Below are 19,490 nucleotides of genomic sequence, written 5' to 3'. Positions count from 1 at the left end.
ATTGCAAACACTAAGGGTTTAAAGTGTAGCCTTGTTGTTGTAACAAAGCATTAGCAGTCATAGCAGAAAGTGCCATATCAACTCCAGGGTAAAGATCTGCAGTTTTAACATCGTAAAAAGCAGCTGACTGACCACATAGGTAAATTTTTACATTGTTATCGAGCAAGCTTTGTAATAACGGTATGTTCTTATTCTCACCAAGTTGCTTTGCCTGAACAGCTGCTGCATTTTGTACGTCAAGTGTTGCCTTACCGTGCACAACCAACGCCAAATCAATATTTTCAGGGTTAACACCGTTAGCTACGTGCATGTTAATAAATCGCGCTAAACTATCAAATTTACGATTAACCGTACCTGCATCTCCCGTTGTGGCGACATCGAATACAATCTTAAACTTTGTGTTTTTAGGTATTGCAACTGTAGTATCAACCGATGCAATCTTACCAAATTCTTTTATTTGAGTGCCTGGTTTAAATGCCTCACTGCCGGCAAACGAAGAACCAGCCGTACACATTAATACTACCGCCACTAAATATTTCGCTTTAATCAAATCAATAAATTTCATTTCATTCACCTTTAAAATACGTTGAGTATTATATTGATATAAAAAAGTAGCAATTACCATTCTTATCATCTAAATCTACAGTGTTTACGCGAAATTATAAGTTTTTAAATAAACGTCAATAGATTGATCTATCACAATATATTTACTGTTTGGTGGGAGCATGATTAGTTTAAGCAAAAAATCATACTTTCTGCACAACACTCGTTTATAAAAGGAACGCGTTATGTCTATAAAAATGAATTCCCGATTTGATATTCCAACAACGGCACCAGAGGGATTTGAACATGAACCTGATGCAACTAAAGATTTTTGGCATCACCAAAAATTAAATACACTGCCACCTTGTGACTATATTTCTCCTTATTCTCGTCATAAGCCTTTACCTACTCCAGAGGTAGAAAAACGTAAAGCTTGGATCATCGGTGGTGGCGTTGGTGGACTTGCCGCTGCATTTTATCTTATTCGTGACGGTCATATGCCAGGTAAAAACATTACCATTTTAGAAGAAATGGATGTTGCTGGCGGCTCTATGGATGGTTCTGGAGATCCAGAAAACGGCTACATAATTCGCGGTGGCCGTGAAATGACTTGGAACTATGATACCTTGTGGGATATATTCCAAGAAATACCTGCACTTGAACTACCAGAAGGTTATTCTGTACTTGACGAATATCGCCTCATTAACGACAACGATCCTAATTACTCTAAAGCACGGTTAATTAAAACAAGCGGTGAGATTTTAGATGATAAGGACTTTGGACTAAGTAAGTCTCAACAGTGGGAAGTGCTCCGCCTCATACTAAAACGTAAAGATACATTAGACGACATCAGCATTGAAGAGTATTTCAGTGAAGGTTTTTTAAAGACTAATTTTTGGTTTTTATTCCGCACTATGTTTGCCTTTAAAAACTGTCATAGCTTGTTAGAAATGAAACTGTATTTACATCGTTTCCTTGACGCTATTGATGGCTTTGGTGATATGTCTACTTTAGTGTTTCCTAAGTACAATCAATACGACACCTTTATTAAACCACTGCAAAAGTACTTACGTGATAAAGGCGTTACGTTTCAGTTTAATACTTGTGCACATGATCTTGATATCAATTTCACAGGCGATAAAAAAACAGTGACAGCTATCAAAACCGTTATTGATGGTAAAGAGCAACAGATTGCAGTGGCACCACAAGATTTAGTCTTTGCTCTTAATGGCTCCATGACTGAACAAACTGCTTATGGTGATATGGACAGCGTTCCTGTTCTTACTTGTGAAAACGATGATCCCGGTAAAAATAGCGGTTGGGATTTATGGAAAAACTTAGCGGTAAAATCGCCTGTATTTGGTAAACCTGATAAGTTTTGTGGCAATGTTGAACAGTCTATTTGGGAGTCAGCTACGCTAACATGTAAACCGTCACCGCTGGTTGATAAATTACAAACATTAGCCGCTAACGATCTTTATTCTGGCCGAGCTGCAACAGGCGGCATTATTACCGTTACGGATTCAAACTGGCTGTTAAGTGTTACTTGTAATCGCCAACCACATTATCCAGAGCAACCTGACGACTTATTAGTGATATGGGTTTACGGTTTACTTATGGATAAGAAAGGCAATCGAGTTAAAAAAACCATGGCTGAATGTACTGGTAGAGAAATTCTTGAGGAGCTTTGTTTTCACCTTGGTATTGTTGAGCAACTTGATGAAGTGATTGCCAACACTAAAATTCGTACTGCATTAATGCCTTACATTACTGCGCAATTTATGACTCGTGCGTCAGGCGATAGACCAAAACCTGTGCCAGAAGGTTGTACTAATTTAGGCTTTGTTGGTCAGTTTGTTGAAACGCGCAACGACGTTATCTTTACTATGGAAACATCCATTAGAAGTGCGCGTGTTGGCGTGTATAAGCTATTGAATATTCCTAAGCAAGTGCCAGATATTAGCCCAACGCAATATGATATTCGTAACATGATCAAAGGCGCAAGAGCACTTAACAGTGGCAAGCCTTTCTTTGGTGAGCGTTTGTTGCATAGGTTACTGGATAAAACGTATTTTGCTCACATTTTACCTCCACTACCAGAGCCTGAAGAGAAAAAACAATGGCATTTTGAAGAAGAAATGAATGAACTGCTCGGCAAAGGTAATACGGTAATGCACAAGCTTGGTGGTTGGATAAGCTCACTTAGAGAAGGTTTTTCAACTAAAGATAAGTAACACTGCCAAAAGTAACTTATTGCTTTAATAATGTATTGATGTAGTAATTTATTACTACATCAATACAGCCTTCCATTTCTTTTAACAATGAAGGGTTATCAACTTTTAACTTGCGCAACATTTACCCGGTACATCATGGTATTTTTCAAAGTGACTGTAACTTACATTAATAACATCTACTTTGTTCGGAAAAATTTTATCAATTAGATTAAAGTAAACCTTTGTCAAACTCACGCTGATGAACAATACGATACAAAATAGGTAACACGAGCAATGTTAACAGCGTGGATGAAATAATACCGCCAATAACAACGGTAGCTAATGGGCGTTGTACCTCTGCCCCCGTACCAATATTTAACGCCATAGGGACAAAGCCTAACCCTGCAACTAACGCAGTCATCAATACCGGTCTTAATCTGAGCATAGCACCATCGATAATGCTTGAAATAAGCTCACCTCGCTCTTTATATAAATCACGAATGAACATCAGCATCACTAAACCATTGAGTGTAGCTATACCTGAAAGTGCGATAAAACCAACACCAGCAGAAGTTGATAATGGCATATCACGTAACCACAAGGCTATAACACCACCAGTTAGGGCTAGTGGAATCCCTGAAAAGATGATTAACGCATCTTTTAAACTGCCAAAAGCCATAACTAGCAAGCCTAAAATAATTGCTAAGGTTATCGGTATAACGAGGGTTAATCGTTCATTGGCTGATGCTAATTGCTCAAACGCACCACCATACTCAAGCCAATATCCCGACGGAATTTCTACATTACGCTGAATTTTTTGTTTAACATTCTTAACAAAAGTACCTAAATCAGTACCTCTCACATTGGCTGTTACCACAATACGGCGTTTACCATTTTCACGGCTAATTTGATTAGGCGCTGGAGCAATATTAAGATCAGCAACCTCTGATAAAGGCACAAACTGGCCATTAGGTAAAACTATAGGTAACTCCCCTAATCGGTAAATATTATTTCTAACTTGCTCTGGTAATCTTACGACGATATTAAAGCGACGATCACCTTCATAAATGGCGCCAGCATTTTCACCACCAATTGCCGTAGCTAAAGCCTGTTGTAATTGAGCAATATTAAGACCATAACGGGCAAGCTCTATACGTTTAGGTAAAATTGATAACATAGGTAACCCCGTCACCTGTTCAACCTGAATGTCACTTGCACCATCAATTTTCTCAATCTCTTCCCTAATGGCATTAGCAGAGCGTAATAGTTGGTCTAAATCATCACCCACCACCTTAATTCCTAGGTCAGCTCTAACACCTGAAATCAATTCATTAAAGCGCATTTCAATAGGTTGCGTAAGTTCGAAATTATTACCCGGTTGTTCTGCGACAGCTTCAACAATGTGTGCCGATAATTCATCATAACTCAAGGTAGGATCTGGCCATTGATTTCTTGGTGTATACATGACGTAAGTATCTGCAATATTGGGTGGCATTGGATCATTCGCTACTTCGGGTGTTCCTATTCGGGAAAATACATTTTTAACCTGAGGGAATTCTTGTATTTTAAGCTCTAATGCTTTTTGCATTTCAACTGACTGTTCAAGGCTTGTACCTGTGATACGAATTGCTTGTAACAATAAATCTTCTTCGTTAAGTTGTGGAATAAACTCCGAGCCAAGCGTTGTTGCTAACCAAAGAGAAAAAGCAACTAAAGCCGCACAGCAAACTAATATTACCCATCTAAATTTCATCGCAATCATTAGCACAGGCTTATAAACTGATTTCGCCCCACTAATAATACGGCTTTCTTTTTCTTTAATTTTACCGGTCATAAATAACGCAACCGCAGCAGGTACTAAAGTAAGTGATAAAACAAGGGCTGCAATCAATGCCATCATTACGGTTGCAGCCATTGGGTGAAACATTTTTCCTTCGACCCCCGTCAAACTAAATAATGGAATATAAACAATGGTAATGATGAAAACACCAAATAAACTTGGCCTAATCACTTCATTGGTTGCTGAATAAACAACTTTTAACCGATCTTTTTTAGTAAGAATACCGCCATTATTTCGTTGTGCATCACTTAGCCGCCTAATTGAATTTTCAACGATAATGACGGCACCATCGACAATCAAACCAAAATCTAATGCGCCAAGGCTCATTAAGTTGGCCGACACACCGGTTTTCACCATACCAGTGATGGTGGCTAACATAGCAAGAGGAATAACTGCAGCAGTGATTAATGCCGCCCGAATATTACCTAATAATAAAAATAATACAGCGACAACTAATAACGCTCCTTCAACCAAGTTCTTTTGTACTGTAAACATGGCTTTATCAACAAGGGTTGTCCGATCATATACCGCCTCAACAATAACGCCTTTAGGTAAAGATAACTTTATTTGTTCAAGTTTTTCTGCCACAGCTAACGCAACAACACGAGAGTTTTCACCCACAAGCATCATCGCACTACCTATAACGGTTTCTTCACCACTGCGCGTTGCAGCACCTGTGCGTAATGACTTTCCAATAGCAACATCAGCAATATCGACTATTTTAATTGGCGTACCGTCAACCAACTTAACAACAACTTGCTCTATGTCATGAATTGAGCTTAGTTGACCTGGTGAGCGCACCATAAGTTGCTGACCATGTTGCTCGATATAACCTGCTCCACGGTTACTATTGTTATTATTTAAGGCCATATTAATGTCATTAAATGAAAGTGAAAACTCAAGCATTTTACTTGGTGTTGGCGTAATGTGATATTGCTTGTCATAGCCGCCAATGGTGTTAATTTCAGTTACACCGTCAACTAACGATAACTGAGGTTTAATGATCCAATCTTGTATTTCACGTAACGCTGTAGCATCAAATGGTGAGCCATCTGCCTGTAAAGCATTGGCAGATGCTTCAACGCTATACATAAATATCTCACCAAGCCCAGTAGAAATTGGACCCATCTCAGGCGTTAATTCACTCGGTAGTTTATTTTTAAGTGCACTTAACTTTTCATTAATAAGACTACGAGCGAAATATAAATCAGTACCTTCATCGAAAATAATAGTCACTTGCGATAACCCATAACGAGAAATAGATCGCGTATATGACAAAGCAGGAATGCCTCTAATCGCCGTTTCAATAGGTACAGTGATTCGCTGTTCCGTCTCCAATGGTGAATACCCAGGCGCACGCGTGTTAATTTGTACTTGGACATTAGTTATATCGGGTACAGCATCAATAGGAAGCTTTTGATAACTCCAGTAACCTATAGCAATAATAACTAAAATCATCGCCATCATTAGCCCACGACGCGCTATCGAGAAGCGCAATATTGATTCAATCATATTCTCTTCTCCTTAATGAACATGCGCTGCGCCTGCTTTACCTAAATCAGCTTTAAGTAGATAACTATTAATAACGGCATATTGCTCGCCGGCATCAATTCCGGCGAAAACTTCAGTTAATTCACCATCTGTTTGACCCAGCGTTAACTCACGTTTTTCATAACCGCCTTTATTTCTTACAAAAACGACACGCTGACCTTCAATTTCTTGAATAGCTCGATTATCAACGGCAATAGTAACCTTCTCTTCGCTTGTTACTATGCTGCCAGTGAGCATTTCTCCTGGACTCCATAGGTTATTTGCATTATCTACAGCAACTATTGCGGTAATAAACGGCTGATTCTTATTGGCCAACAAATGTAATATTGTTGATTGGCTAGATTTGAATTGAGCAGTTTTTATTGAGAGCAAGTTTGAAGGTGGCTTTGAAGAGTGCTTTGAAGATTGTTTTGGAGATAAGATAGTGACTGCTTGTCCCTTTTTAACACTTACTTGCTGACTTGGAAAAATCTGAAACTTAGCCCACAACTGTGCATAATTCTCTATTGTGATTAATGTTTGTAACTCTGCTATTTCACCAGGATTAGCAAGTCGCTCTGCGACTACACCTGAAATAGGTGCGGTGATATTATATTTTTTTAAACTATCACTCGACTCAACTTCCACGAGAATATCGCCAGCGTTAACATTATCACCAACATCGACATTTACACGTGTAATTAAACCAGCAAAACGCGCTTTTACTTGGCTAATAGCATTAGGTTTTATTTCTGCCTTACCATAAACGGTTATACTTTTTTTTATTTGAGCACTATCGGCAATCAAGTTTACAATGCCAGCTTCTCTTGCGTTATCGACTGAGATCTCAACATGCCCTTCATGTCCATGATCATCTTGATGCTCATTTTCATCTCCGTGCTCATCTGCATGTGTACTTTCTTCTTCATCATGATCTGAATGTTTTTCTATACGTTTGTGCTCATGACTATCATGCTCAGACATAGCAAAGGTGTTTTTACTTATCACAACGCTACTGGTTGTTGCCATGGTTAATAAGAACATAAGTGTATATTTTGTAATTCTCTGGGTAATTGTCATGTAAAAGCCCTTAAAACTGGTCATTTAATTGTGATGTAAAATTATGCTGTGAAGCTGGTAATGGTTCAGCGATAAGCTGTTCTATTTCTATGCCATATCGTAGTGCGGCTGTAGCTGATTCTATAATGGCACGGCGTGCAAAAAGCAGTTCTTGTCTCGCACTTAAATAATCTAAATAGCTATAGCGACCACGTTGGTAGGCTATTTGGGTTTCTTTCAAGGCTTCTGTTAGTGTAGGAATAATGCTATTTTTTAAATTTATCGCTGTAAAAATTGCTTGTTTTCTATTGCTATAAGCTCGATATAATTGGTGATGTAACGCTAACAATTTCTCTTCTCTTTTGTAGTTAACTTCATCTCGTGCAGCTTGAGCAGATATAATGGCACCGGTATTCCGTTGAGATGAATATAAAGGCATAGTAAAACCAGCAGTAAGCGCTGTATCATTAAGCGCATGAATTTGCTTAATACCCACCGACCATTTTATGTCTGCACTTGACTCAGTCCGCGCTAAACGAAGTTGAGCATCTCTTAAACGCTCTTGTGCTGCATAAACTAAAATCTCAGGGTTTTGTTTAACCTTGTTATATAATTTTTCAAACGCTACATCTTTAGAAAACTGGAATAGGTTACCTTCAACGCTTTCAAACTCAGCTGTTGTTTCTTTCCACATCATTGCTAAAAAAACTTTTGCATAATCAAATTGTTGTTGCTCTGATGAAGTCACTAATCTTGCATTTCCTAGTGCAGCAAGTGCGCGTTTAATTTCTGCCTCTGGTGCAACCCCTGCTTTTGCCCGTTTCTCTACTTCAGATAATGTTTCCTCAGCTAATGCCGTTGCTTCTTTAGCCAATGACAATCGCGCTTGTGCCGCTAGAACATCAATATATCGGCGTGCAACTTCACTCAATAAATTTAAGGCCTTAATTTTGCGCATCGCAATCAGTTGGGAGTTACGACTATGACTAACACCTGTACGAGCAGAGCGTTTATCTCCCATCTCAACCACAGAAGAAAGAGATACCGTAAACTCAGTATTTTCAAAGGTACCTATACTGCCAGTACCGGCAAAGTTTTCCATTTCGAAACCGATTTCATAAGCAGGTTTTAAATGCTGACTTTGCAACTGACCTTCAATCGCACGTTGGCGAAATTCAAATACTTTAAGAGAAGGATTATCATTGAGTGTTTTTTTGATTGCTGAAGCTAACGTTAACGTGTTTAACACCACCTCTTTATTTTGTTGGCTTTTGTTATCACTATCAGCTAAAGAGAAAGGACTTAAGAAGCACAAGCTCATCATCAGAAGCTTCACAGGGGATAATTTAATCTTTAATGAGTCTTTTAATCGGTATGATAATTTTGCAACTTTACATGGCACAAAAAACAAATAACGCATTTACATTTCCTACATTTTTATTGACGTAATTAAGGGCGTTTTTTACTCTGGAGTACAAGGTGATAGAAGCCGCTACATCAAATGATGCTGTAGCAGTTTTTATGAATTTATGTTGAATAAGCCCTTATTTTGGCTCATCATAAACCTTACTGTAGGTGTAAGGTCAAATGTTATGAAAATAAATCAACTGTCTAAGTTAACGAACGTACTCAGTAAGACAATTCGCTATTATGAAGAAATAGGATTACTGCCAAAACCATCACGTAATAGTAATGGTTATAGAGAATATAATTTAGCTGATGTAGACAACTTGATTTTTATCCGTAGGTGTCGAGAATTACAAATACCGCTTGAGCAAATAAAAGTATTAATAGCAGTACAATCAGATAAAACATCTTCTTGCCTTGAAGTAGATTTACTTATAGATCAGCAATTAAAGAAAGTTCGTCGTACGATAAGTGAATTAACGCTATTAGAAAAAACGCTTCATACCTTATCTACATCTTGCTCAAATAATATTATTGGTGAATGTGAAATATTGAAGAAATTAAACAAAGAATCTACTGAGCATTTATCAGAAACACCTTACTAAAAAACTCGTGATTCAAACACTAGCTACTAGAAAGACAATCCTTAAAAAACAATTAAAAGAAAATTAAAATCAAAGACTACAAGCATAACAACTTAATTTGATAACTGATTAATTTAATAGAAGTAGTGCAATAACGAATAAACCCACAAATATAAAAAAGGGCTCTTAATTTATAAGAGCCCTTTAAAAATATAAAGCAGTTATTAAATCGGCGTTAAAATCAGAGGTTATCTGGACCAACACGTACAACTAACTTACCAAAATTATCGCCTTTTAATAAGCCGATAAATGCATTAACTGAATTTTCAAGTCCCTCAACCATTTGCTCTTTATATTTGATGTCACCAGCTATTAACCATTTAGCCATTTGTTCGCTAAATTCATTATAACGATGGCCATAGTCATCAAACACGATAAAGCCTTGCATTTTAATACGCTTAATTAACAATGTGCCCATTAATAATGACAATCTGTCAGGACCACTTGGTAATTCAGTCGCATTATATTGTGATATAAGGCCACATAAAGGGATACGGGCTGAGCTATTTAATAATGGCATAACAGCATCAAATACTTTTCCGCCAACATTCTCAAAGTAAACATCAATACCTGATGAACAAGCTGTCGCTAGTTGTTCAGCTAAATCATCTGAATAATGATCTAAACAAGCATCAAAGCCTAAGGTATCAACCGCATATTTACATTTAGTATCGCCACCGGCAATACCAATGACTTTACAGCCTTTCAATTTGGCTATTTGTCCAACTAAGCTTCCTACTGCACCTGTTGCTGCAGCAACGACAACAGTTTCACCTGCTTTAGGTTGGCCAATATCAAGTAGCCCCATATAGGCTGTTAACCCTGGCATACCTAAAACACCTAATGCATATGATGGGTTGACCATATTATTGTCAAGTTTAAGTAATTCACTGCCATTGATAACACTATAATCTTGCCAGCCACCAAAAGCGACAACCCAATCGCCTTTTTTATAATCAGCATGGTTTGATTCTTCTACTCGACAAACACTGCCACCAACCATTACTTCATTAATACCAACTGGCTCGGCATAAGATTTCGCATCATTCATACGGCCACGCATGTATGGGTCTAATGAAAGAAACACGGTACGAAGCAATACTTCATTTGCTTTAGGTGTCGGCTTTTCACTCGTTACTAGGTTAAAATTTTCGCTCACTGGGGCACCAAAAGGTCTTGATGCCAAGAGCATTTGACGATTTATATCCGTTGTTTGAGTCATATTACTTCCTATTATCTTTTATAGTGCTTGAGTTAAAATTTCACGGCTTATGTCTAACGTAATATCGCTATGTTCACCTAACGCGGTCATGCCGTGTTGTTCTAATCGCTCAACTAATAAATCAATATCTTTACTACCAAGCTCGACATCAGATAAACGTGTAGGCACTTGCATTTTTTCGAAGAATGCTTCAGTTAATTGTATTGCTTGGTCAATACGTGTGTTTTCATCACCTTTATTTACTCCCCACACGCGCGATGCATATTGCAGTAATTTTTCACGTTTTTGTTCTTTACAAACCTTCATCACTGCCGGTAAGACAATAGATAATGTCCGCGCATGATCAATACCAAAAGCACCAGTTAATTCGTGCCCAATCATATGTGTTGACCAATCTTGTGGTACACCCGCACCTATTAAGCCATTTAATGCCATGGTTGCAGACCACATAATATTGGCTCTGACTTCTAAATCATCTTTCGTTTCAGCTGCTAAAGCTTTAGGGCCTTCTTCAATTAGCGTTTGCAACAAACCTTCACTAAAGCGATCTTGCACCTTGCCATTAACACTGTAAGTTAAATACTGCTCAATTGTGTGAACAAAAGCATCAACCACACCATTACTAATTTGGCGATCTGATAACGACAAGGTGACTGTTGGATCTAGTACTGCAAATAATGGACGAACTAAAGGGCTAGCAAAAGGTAGTTTATTGCCATCTCGAGTCACTACAGAGTTACCATTACTTTCTGAGCCTGTAGCCGGTAATGTTAATATTGCCCCAAGCGGTAAGGCTTTAGTGATAGTTGCTTGTTTCGCTAGAATATCCCAAGGATCATTTCCTTCAGTATCCCCTTCATACAAAGCCGCGGCAGCAATAAATTTTGCGCCATCAACTACAGAGCCGCCACCTACCGCCAATAAATAATCAATTTTTTCGGCTTTAATGATATCTTGGGCTTTCATCAAGGTATCGTATGTTGGGTTTGGTTCAATTCCTGAAAACTCAAACCAAGTATGCTCAGTAAGCGCATTAACAACTTGTTGATATACGCCATTACCTTTAATGGAACCACCACCATAAACCACTAATACTCTTGCATTTAAAGGGATTTCTTTTGAAATAACCTTGATTTGGCCTTCGCCAAAGTTAATTTTTGTTGGATTTTGAAAATTAAAATTTAACATATATAGTCCTGTATTTGTCTGTAACGATTTAGCTAAGTTAATTAGTTAAATAACTTAGCTAAACGAAGTAATTTATTTAAGCTGAAAGATGAGTGAGTAATTTTTCTGCAGCTAATGCTGAACTAGCTGGGTTTTGCCCAGTAATAATTAAGCCATCTTGTACAGCAAAGGGATGAAAATCTTGCGCTTTTTGATATTCAGCACCACGCTTAATCAGTTCATCTTCTAGTAAGAATGGTACAACATCTGTTAACTGAACTGCTGCTTCTTCACTATTAGTGAAACCTGTTACAGCTTTGCCTTTTATAACAAAATTATCTGACACATCTTTTACATTTAATAAGGCAGTACTTGCATGACAAACAGTTGCAACAGCTTTCTCTGCATTTAAAAAGTTTTCAATTAAAGTGATAGAGTCAGTATTATCAGTAAGATCCCATAATGGGCCATGCCCCCCAGGATAAAAAACACCATCAAAATCTGCCGCACTCACTGAAGCTAGTTTTACTGTTGTGGCAATTTTAGCTTGTGCCTCAGAGTCAGCATCATAACGCTCTGTTGCTGCAGTTTGAAAGTCGGCTAATGTACTTGTTGGATCAATAGGTGCTTGTCCACCTAGAGGTGTAGCTAACGTTACTTCAACGCCGGCATCGATAAAAGCATAATAAGGAGCAGCAAACTCTTCAACCCAAAAGCCTGTTTTATTACCTGTGTTGCCTAGTTCATCGTGCGAAGTAAGTACCATCAATATTTTTTTAGTCATTCTTATTTATCCTTTTATCTATATACTTAGAAGTATGTAAGTCTCTTACAATTGTTTATTCATTTTCAATACAGCTAGTATATGCTTCAGCCTCCAAGTGAACAATGCAGATAAAACTAACAACTTTGTATCAATAATTGATACAATAATTAAAAGGTTTTTATTAGAGGGGTTTATGGATATATCATTTGAACAGCTCAAAAGTATGGTTGTATTTGCACAAGTTATTGAACAAGGAAGTTTAAGTGCTGCGGCAAAACACCTAGGCTTATCCCGAGCAGTGGTCAGTTATCATTTAAAAAAGCTTGAAGCACAACTAGAAGTAAAATTACTTAACCGCTCTACCCGATCCATTAATCTTACCGAAGCAGGCCAAGGATATTATGAACGCTGTCGTATCATTTCTGAACAAGCGAGTGCAGCTAATCAACAAATAGAGAATTTTAAAAATGAGCCTATTGGGCTACTTAAAATAACGTGTCCGGTGAATATTGGTTTACAAACCGTTGTACCGGCACTAAATGAATTTAAAAAAATCTATCCTAAAATATCACTTGATGTAATGCTAACAGATGAAGTTGTTAACATTATGAAAGAAGGCATTGATTTAGCTATTCGTGGCGCGCCTTTACTTGATTCTGGTTTGCAAGCAAGTAAATTAGCCACATTACAAACGTGTTTGTGTGGTGCTCCTGAGTATTTCCTTCAGTATGGCCGACCAAAAAACCCTGCCGATTTAAGTAATCATCAATGGATCATTTACAAGCTAACGTCAGGTGTAGTTACGTTAACTAAAGGTAGTCGTTCATTCAGCATTACGACAAAAGGCAGCATTAGTACCAATAATGCTGCTGCACGAACTTCTTTCGTTGAAGCAGGACATGGTTTAGGCCGGATACCTACTTATGATGCGTTACCAAAAATAAAAGCAGGCACGTTAGAAACAGTACTTGATGATTACCAACTTAGTGATATTAATGTGTATGGCGTATTTCCTCCAGGCACAGCTAATTCGAAAAAGCTTAGGTTACTGCTTAATTATTTAAAAGAATATTTCACAAGTCAAATAAGTATAACAACAGCCTAAAGGTATACTCCCTTATGCATAGCACCAGAGAATACGTAAAGTCATTAAGTATTCTCTGGTAATATTCCTTCAATACCATTGAACGAATTTAATATGTTTCTAATCCGCTCTGAAAATACGCTGGTATTTAATTGTGGAACTCGGGCTAAGTCCACTTGATAATTTTCTTTACGCCAATCTTCTTCAAAGTCCGACTTTTCTGCTGATTTGTGAAGTTCACGTGTATTAGCTGATATTTTAGCAATCGCTTTTATATCATTTTTTTGACTAAAACGAGGAACGCAAGAAAACATAAAGTTTTCGTCTACATGCCTATCACTTAATCGAATTAGCTCTGCCATTAATTGATAACAAACATTATTAAAGGTGAGTTTATTAATGATTAACACAATAAGTTGATCATGCTCTATTTCATCTAAGTGACTTGAAGCCTCAAGACATACTTTTAATTCAAGTATCCAATATTTTTCATGTCGGTTTTCAATATTAATTACCTGAAACTTAGCTTGTTCATAGCGCAAATTATCCAGCTCTTGTTGTAGTTCTAACCATGAAATTTCAGTCTCTTTACTTCTAATTTCTTGGCTATTAATCAACATAGTCACATCATGATGACAATTTAATGGTGTTGTTGTTTTGTTAAACGCTTTTAAACGAAATAGCTCTCTTACTTCATGCTCTCTCACCTTTTTTATCGCAAGAAAAGCGGTTTGTATTATTTCAGCACTAGGTAATTTAGGTTCTACTCGCCATTTACGCCCATACATTATTTTAAGTTTTTTATCTTTTACTGCTGAAACGCCATCACTTGATTTCTGATTCTGATGAAGAATAGAGTGACTTTCATAATTATTACCTTTGTAGTTATCGGCGCCGATGATACCAACTTGTATATAAATCCCTTGATTATCTTCTGAAACAAATATGGGATATCTATCGCAATAACTTATTTTTAAAATTAGCTCCTCTACACTCGCTAACGTGTGTCGATATTTAAGATAATGCTGTGGTATGCAAAAACTGCCATTATCAAGTTGTGCTTTGGGCGCATTTTCAGCAGAAAACTCACCATTAAATAATTGAATGATTTTCATATAGGTAACTCATCAGTTCAGCTTGTCATTATTTTTATCGCAATTGACAGGTAATACGTTTTAATTTCTTACCTAGACCACAAAATTAAAATAAATTATTCATCAATATAAAATTATTTTAATAAAACCGTTAACAACGCAATAATATAAGCTTTAAAAGAAAGATTTATGACAAAAAAAAACACCAAGCCAAAAAGTGATGAAAAAGGAGGGGTATGCACTATATTTCAATAATTTACAATACTAACAACCCAACTGGGCAGCTATGAATATTCTCTCATTCTATAATGCTATTGATTGTAAAACCGTTCCACTTGAATAGAGATAATGCAAATGTAATTAACAACATTTTCAAGCAGAACGGCTATAGTGAATAAATATGCTAAGAAGCTACCTCGATGTAGTGCCTTTCTAAACATTAATAACCAAGTTAGGTCAATAACTTAAGGGGTAACATGAAAAATCATACCTTAGGTTACATTATTTATTCTATTTTTCTCTGAGTTCATTGGTAGCAAAAAGAGATATTAAACCATCTGCTATAACCCCTCGCCAAGAAAAATAATCATGCCCAGCACCGTATTCTTGATAATGAGTTTCGTAGCCTTTTGCTAATAAAACATCACGTAAATGGCGATTAGTCTCTAAAATTCCATCACCAACGCCACGAGAGTTTTCAAATAAACCTGCGCTTAAGAATAAACGAACTGCTTTTTTATCCATCGCTATGACTTCAGAAGCTACAAAATGTTTATCATTTTCAGTCTGAGCTTTGGGACTCCACCAAAATGACCCTGACATAGAGATAACATTGCCAAATATCTCAGGATGACGTAATGCTATCGTCGTTGCTGCTAATCCACCATAACTAGAGCCAGCAATAACCGTTTTTTCTTTTGGTATTATAATTGGTAACCTCTGCTTTATTTGAGGAATAAGTTCATTAGCCAAAACATCAGCAAATATGCTATTAGCTGGCAATTCACGAGCACGAGCTTCACGATCAGGATTACTGATAAAAACGGTAATAACAGGAGGAATAGCGCCTTCTGCCATTAAATTATCGAGTATTGTTGGCAAGTTGACCAATTCTGTGTAAGCCTGCGCATCAAAAATATATAGCAGTACAGAATCCTTTTTATTTTTCTTAGTCATTAGAGGAGAATAAATAGTTATCTCGCGAGTATTCGCTAAGGTACTGCTCGTAAAATAAAATTGAGAAAATGTCCCTTTTGGCTTTATTTCTGTTGAATCGATCATAGGGTTTTTAGGCGCACCTTCAAGAGTGATAGTTGATTTCGTACTAAACTTGTCAAAACCCGAAGATGACCAAGGGTAATGGTTGTACGGATCAACCTGAGCCACAGCTTTTATAGCAACTCGACGAGCAAAACCAGTTAGTGGCGGTTGCGGCACATCAGGGGCTATTTGATAAGATAAATGAGTATTGTCAGGTACAATAAAACTTTTATACCAGGTATCAGAATTAGCAAGCCTTTGTAGGGACTCATGATTGTTAGAAGGCGCCCCAATAAGTTTAACATTTTTGTACGAACCTCTTGCCAAAAAAGTCATCAAAGTTCCGTTAGGTGTATTTTCAACCAATGGCGTCCCTGTTCTCTCTATCATTTTCCAAAAATTCTCAGTACTTTGCCCTTTTCGAAGCTCATCATTTAATGACGATATTACCGGACTTAAAATCTTACTTTGGTCATCAGGGATTTGTTCTTTTAAGCTAATACGATTTTCAAGCACAATATGGTATGAACCAGAGCCTGATATATGCCATATTTCATCACAATTTTTAGCGACTGAATAAAAATCTTGTTTCCCATTTTTGTTATCAATTAAACGTCTTGATAAATCACCCTTTGCATTAATAACATCAACCGTTATAGGGTGACTATTCTCAATATATCCCGTTAGATAGTCTCCTTTTTCACAGGGTACGATTATTTTTATCGTTTTAAAGTTTTGATTGAGTTCATTTTTTTTACTCTGAGTGTCATTAAATCTACCTGTTAAAGCATTACTAACCGTTAAGTTTGATAAAGCTGATGAAGTTATTTCAGCACTCAATACCGAAAATTGAATTAAAGATATTAGACACATAGTTCCAAGTCCACCCCGTTTAGCTCCCTTAACAAACACTTCTTTACTTATCATTAATTACCCCTTTTTACCTTGATTTTCGATTAGTTATTTAACGGAATCACAATAAAAATATACTAAGCATGTGAAAAAAATGAATAATAACCCATTTTTCTCATTAACGCTATTAACAATCATTATCATTTAGGTTAGTATTCGCAACGATTGAACCCCAATAACAATTTGGCAAACCTTATCGATTAATAATCATGCTTTGCCTTTGATCATTTTTCTAAAATATAATGGAATTCTAAATGAAAACTAATAACTTACGGTTAAATAAAGTTGCTGTGGCCTGTGCGGCAGTATTATCAGTAAACTGCTCTTCTGTTCTAGCTTCTGAAGAAACTGAAAAAAAAATAGAAGTAATCAACGTTGTTGGTCACAAGCTGACCGAACTTAGTGAAGAAAATAATGGTGGTGCTTTAGGTAATAGATCCCTACTTGACACGCCATTCTCTGTTGATGTTATTTCACTACAAGATATGGAGATTCGTCAGGTAAATACTTTAGACAGTTTATTCAGTCGTGAAGCTTCCGTTTCTGTAGATGGCAGCGCCTATAGTGCCTTTGGTAATACAGTGCGCGTACGTGGTTTAAATTTAGATTACACGCAAAGCTTTAAAGTTAATGGTATGTCTATTAACAGTTTTAGTGGTGAATTGCCATACGAAGCTTTTGAGCAAGTAACCTTAATAAAAGGTGCGACTGGTTTTATGTACGGTATGGCTGCACCCGGAGGCATAATTAATTATGTCACTAAAAAAGCAACTGATGATGCTATTAGCGTTAATGTAGGAATGCGTAGTGATAGTGTTTTCAGTGGACATCTTGATGCTAGTACTCGCATAGGTGATAACGACGATTACGGCTTACGTGTTAATTTGGTTAAAGAAAAAGGTGATACTTATTTAGATGGTGGCTCGATAGATCGTGAAACAGTATCATTAGCGTTTGATGCTCAACTAACCGACTCTTTATATTGGACAGTAGATATTATATCTAATGACCGATTAGTTGAAAACTCATGGACTCAATTTAGTAATGGTTTAGACAGCGATGACTCTTTACCTAAACCAGTCAATGGCACACATAATCTTGCTGCCGAAGGTACCTTTGACCGTTACGAAAATTTAATAGCGCTAACAAGTTTAAAATGGGAAATCAATGACAACTGGCATGCTAGCATTGATTATGATCATTCTAAAAATGAAACTCGTTGGGTTAAAAACTTAGACAGCATATTAAATAGCGATGGCGATATCAGTATTAGCTTATATGAGCAATATTTTGATGTTGAATATGATCAATTCCAAGGGTTACTTACGGGTAAAATCAATACCGGTAATATTAGTCATAACCTAGTTATTGGAGCGTCTCATCAAAAAGCAATAACATACCGAAATGACGGCGGTATTTACGGTCGTTTAGTAACTCGAGGTTATGCTGTTGACAATTTATATAACCCTGTTGAGGTTAAAACCTACAGCGCTGATTTAGAAAAAGATATACAAATGGCTTGGTCCGATACACAAACGTCTATGTTCATCAGTGACTTTATATCGATAACAAAACAGTGGGAAGTGCTGGTTGGTATTAGATCAAACAAAATTGAACATAGAGCCAGTGACTATTTTTCTTCACATGATGATTTAAATGATTCAGCCGTTAGCCCAACAGCGGCATTAATCTACAAACCCAGTGAAAATACTTCTTACTACATGAGCTATGTAGAATCTTTTGAAGGTAAAACAGGTGTTGTTAGTGAAGATTATGCCAATGCTGACGAATTACTTCCACCGCTAGAGAGCTCTCAGTATGAGCTTGGTCTTAAAACTACTGGAGATGGCTGGTCTATTACCTCTGCACTATTTCGTATTGAACGCGGTGCGACTCTTGTTACCAATGACAATTATTTAATTCAAGACGGAATAAGTCTTTACCAAGGATTAGAATTTAGTGGTGCATTAGAGTTCTCTGAGAATTTATCACTGTATGGTGATTTTATGCTATTGAGTGCTGAATATGACAAAACAAGTGAGCCAATTGAAGGTAACAATGTTGCAGGTGCACCTAAACAACAGTTCACCCTACAAACTAATTACAATGTTGCTGCTATTCCAGGGCTAACAGTAAACTTAGGTGGAAAATACCATGGTGTAACCACGGTAGATTCAAACAATACTTGGGAATTGCCTTCCTATACTATTTTTTATGGTGGTGCGAGTTACAGTACAAAGTTAGCTGAAAAAGACCTTACCGTTATCGCGACGATAGATAATTTATTTGATAAAGAATATTGGGCAAATAGTGATTCATATGGTGGTTTACGCATTGGTGAACCCAGAACCTTTGCTGTGAAAGTAAAAATGGATTTCTAACACTATTTATTTAACAAATAAATAACTATGTCGTTTTATACAATATAGATACCCATACTATTTCTGTTTTGGGTATCTATATTTAACATTGAGAGTTTTTAATATGTGGCAATTATTGGCACTACTATTTATTTTTTTTGGCGTATTTATTGTATATTCCACTAATAAAAATCAAAATTTATTTCGCAAACCATTAACAAAAAAATGGCGAACACTGGGTTACTTATGTTGGCTATTATCACTAGTTTCTTGCCTTCAAACACAGGTGCTTGCTGCTGCACTATTCACTTGGCTTTTTGTACTTTTAACCACTTTAGCTTGTATCCCTTTCCTTAGTTTAATGATTACACCAAACAAAAATAACGGCT

Annotated in this window: 13 protein-coding genes; 4 read left to right on the top strand and 9 right to left on the bottom strand. The window is 36.9% G+C overall.

Features of this window, described 5'->3' with window-relative positions:
- Positions 1-10: 10 nt before the first annotated feature.
- The gene (locus KO509_RS04685; RefSeq protein WP_215972127.1) at positions 11-565 is read right to left on the bottom strand and encodes a DsrE family protein; all 555 of its coding nucleotides are present in this window, start codon (positions 563-565) and stop codon (positions 11-13) included.
- Between the two features lie 223 nt (positions 566-788).
- Between KO509_RS04685 and KO509_RS04680 the strand changes: the two genes are divergently transcribed.
- Complete coding sequence (locus KO509_RS04680; RefSeq protein ID WP_215972126.1) at positions 789-2,777, top strand: oleate hydratase; 1,989 nt, start codon at positions 789-791, stop codon at positions 2,775-2,777.
- Between the two features lie 208 nt (positions 2,778-2,985).
- Here the strand turns inward: KO509_RS04680 and KO509_RS04675 are convergent, their stop codons facing one another.
- From KO509_RS04675 to KO509_RS04665, 3 genes are read right to left on the bottom strand one after another with little or no spacing between them, the layout of a single operon-like run.
- Positions 2,986-6,108, bottom strand: coding sequence for a CusA/CzcA family heavy metal efflux RND transporter (locus KO509_RS04675; RefSeq protein ID WP_215972125.1), 3,123 nt, complete (start codon positions 6,106-6,108; stop codon positions 2,986-2,988).
- A gap of 12 nt (positions 6,109-6,120) precedes the next feature.
- A complete protein-coding gene (locus KO509_RS04670) occupies positions 6,121-7,206 on the bottom strand; it encodes an efflux RND transporter periplasmic adaptor subunit (protein ID WP_252727387.1) in 1,086 nt (361 codons plus the stop codon).
- A 10-nt stretch (positions 7,207-7,216) separates the two neighbouring features.
- Positions 7,217-8,605, bottom strand: coding sequence for a TolC family protein (locus KO509_RS04665; protein ID WP_252727386.1), 1,389 nt, complete (start codon positions 8,603-8,605; stop codon positions 7,217-7,219).
- 172 nt (positions 8,606-8,777) lie between these two features.
- On the opposite strand from KO509_RS04665, the gene KO509_RS04660 reads away from it, so the two are divergent.
- Positions 8,778-9,197 (top strand): Cd(II)/Pb(II)-responsive transcriptional regulator, encoded by a 420-nt coding sequence (locus KO509_RS04660; RefSeq protein ID WP_159820685.1) that lies wholly within the window; start codon positions 8,778-8,780, stop codon positions 9,195-9,197.
- 220 nt (positions 9,198-9,417) lie between these two features.
- Here KO509_RS04660 and KO509_RS04655 read toward each other — a convergent pair whose 3' ends face one another.
- The 3 genes from KO509_RS04655 to KO509_RS04645 form a co-directional block, all read right to left on the bottom strand.
- Positions 9,418-10,458 carry an NADP-dependent oxidoreductase gene (locus tag KO509_RS04655; protein ID WP_215972123.1) on the bottom strand — a complete coding sequence of 347 codons (1,041 nt, stop codon included), beginning with the start codon at positions 10,456-10,458 and terminating at the stop codon, positions 9,418-9,420.
- Between the two features lie 18 nt (positions 10,459-10,476).
- A complete protein-coding gene (locus tag KO509_RS04650) occupies positions 10,477-11,646 on the bottom strand; it encodes an iron-containing alcohol dehydrogenase (RefSeq protein ID WP_215972122.1) in 1,170 nt (389 codons plus the stop codon).
- Positions 11,647-11,722: 76 nt separating this feature from the next.
- The gene (locus tag KO509_RS04645) at positions 11,723-12,409 is read right to left on the bottom strand and encodes a type 1 glutamine amidotransferase domain-containing protein (RefSeq protein ID WP_215972121.1); all 687 of its coding nucleotides are present in this window, start codon (positions 12,407-12,409) and stop codon (positions 11,723-11,725) included.
- Between the two features lie 175 nt (positions 12,410-12,584).
- Here KO509_RS04645 and KO509_RS04640 point away from each other — a divergent pair, with 175 nt between their 5' ends.
- Entirely contained in the window at positions 12,585-13,496 is a 912-nt protein-coding gene (locus KO509_RS04640) for a LysR family transcriptional regulator (RefSeq protein WP_215972120.1), read from the top strand.
- 44 nt (positions 13,497-13,540) lie between these two features.
- On the opposite strand, the gene KO509_RS04635 is transcribed toward KO509_RS04640, so the two are convergent.
- Positions 13,541-14,590 (bottom strand): hypothetical protein, encoded by a 1,050-nt coding sequence (locus KO509_RS04635; protein ID WP_215972119.1) that lies wholly within the window; start codon positions 14,588-14,590, stop codon positions 13,541-13,543.
- A gap of 489 nt (positions 14,591-15,079) precedes the next feature.
- Positions 15,080-16,756, bottom strand: coding sequence for an alpha/beta hydrolase-fold protein (locus KO509_RS04630; RefSeq protein ID WP_215972118.1), 1,677 nt, complete (start codon positions 16,754-16,756; stop codon positions 15,080-15,082).
- A 239-nt stretch (positions 16,757-16,995) separates the two neighbouring features.
- On the opposite strand from KO509_RS04630, the gene KO509_RS04625 reads away from it, so the two are divergent.
- The gene (locus tag KO509_RS04625; protein ID WP_215972117.1) at positions 16,996-19,122 is read left to right on the top strand and encodes a TonB-dependent siderophore receptor; all 2,127 of its coding nucleotides are present in this window, start codon (positions 16,996-16,998) and stop codon (positions 19,120-19,122) included.
- The last annotated feature ends 368 nt before the right edge of the window (positions 19,123-19,490 follow it).

It is taken from the genome of Colwellia sp. C2M11 (assembly GCF_018860915.1).
Taxonomy (GTDB): Bacteria; Pseudomonadota; Gammaproteobacteria; order Enterobacterales; family Alteromonadaceae; genus Colwellia.
The sequence above is the reverse complement of the archived record's forward strand: the minus strand, read 5'-3'. Positions and strand labels throughout refer to the sequence as shown.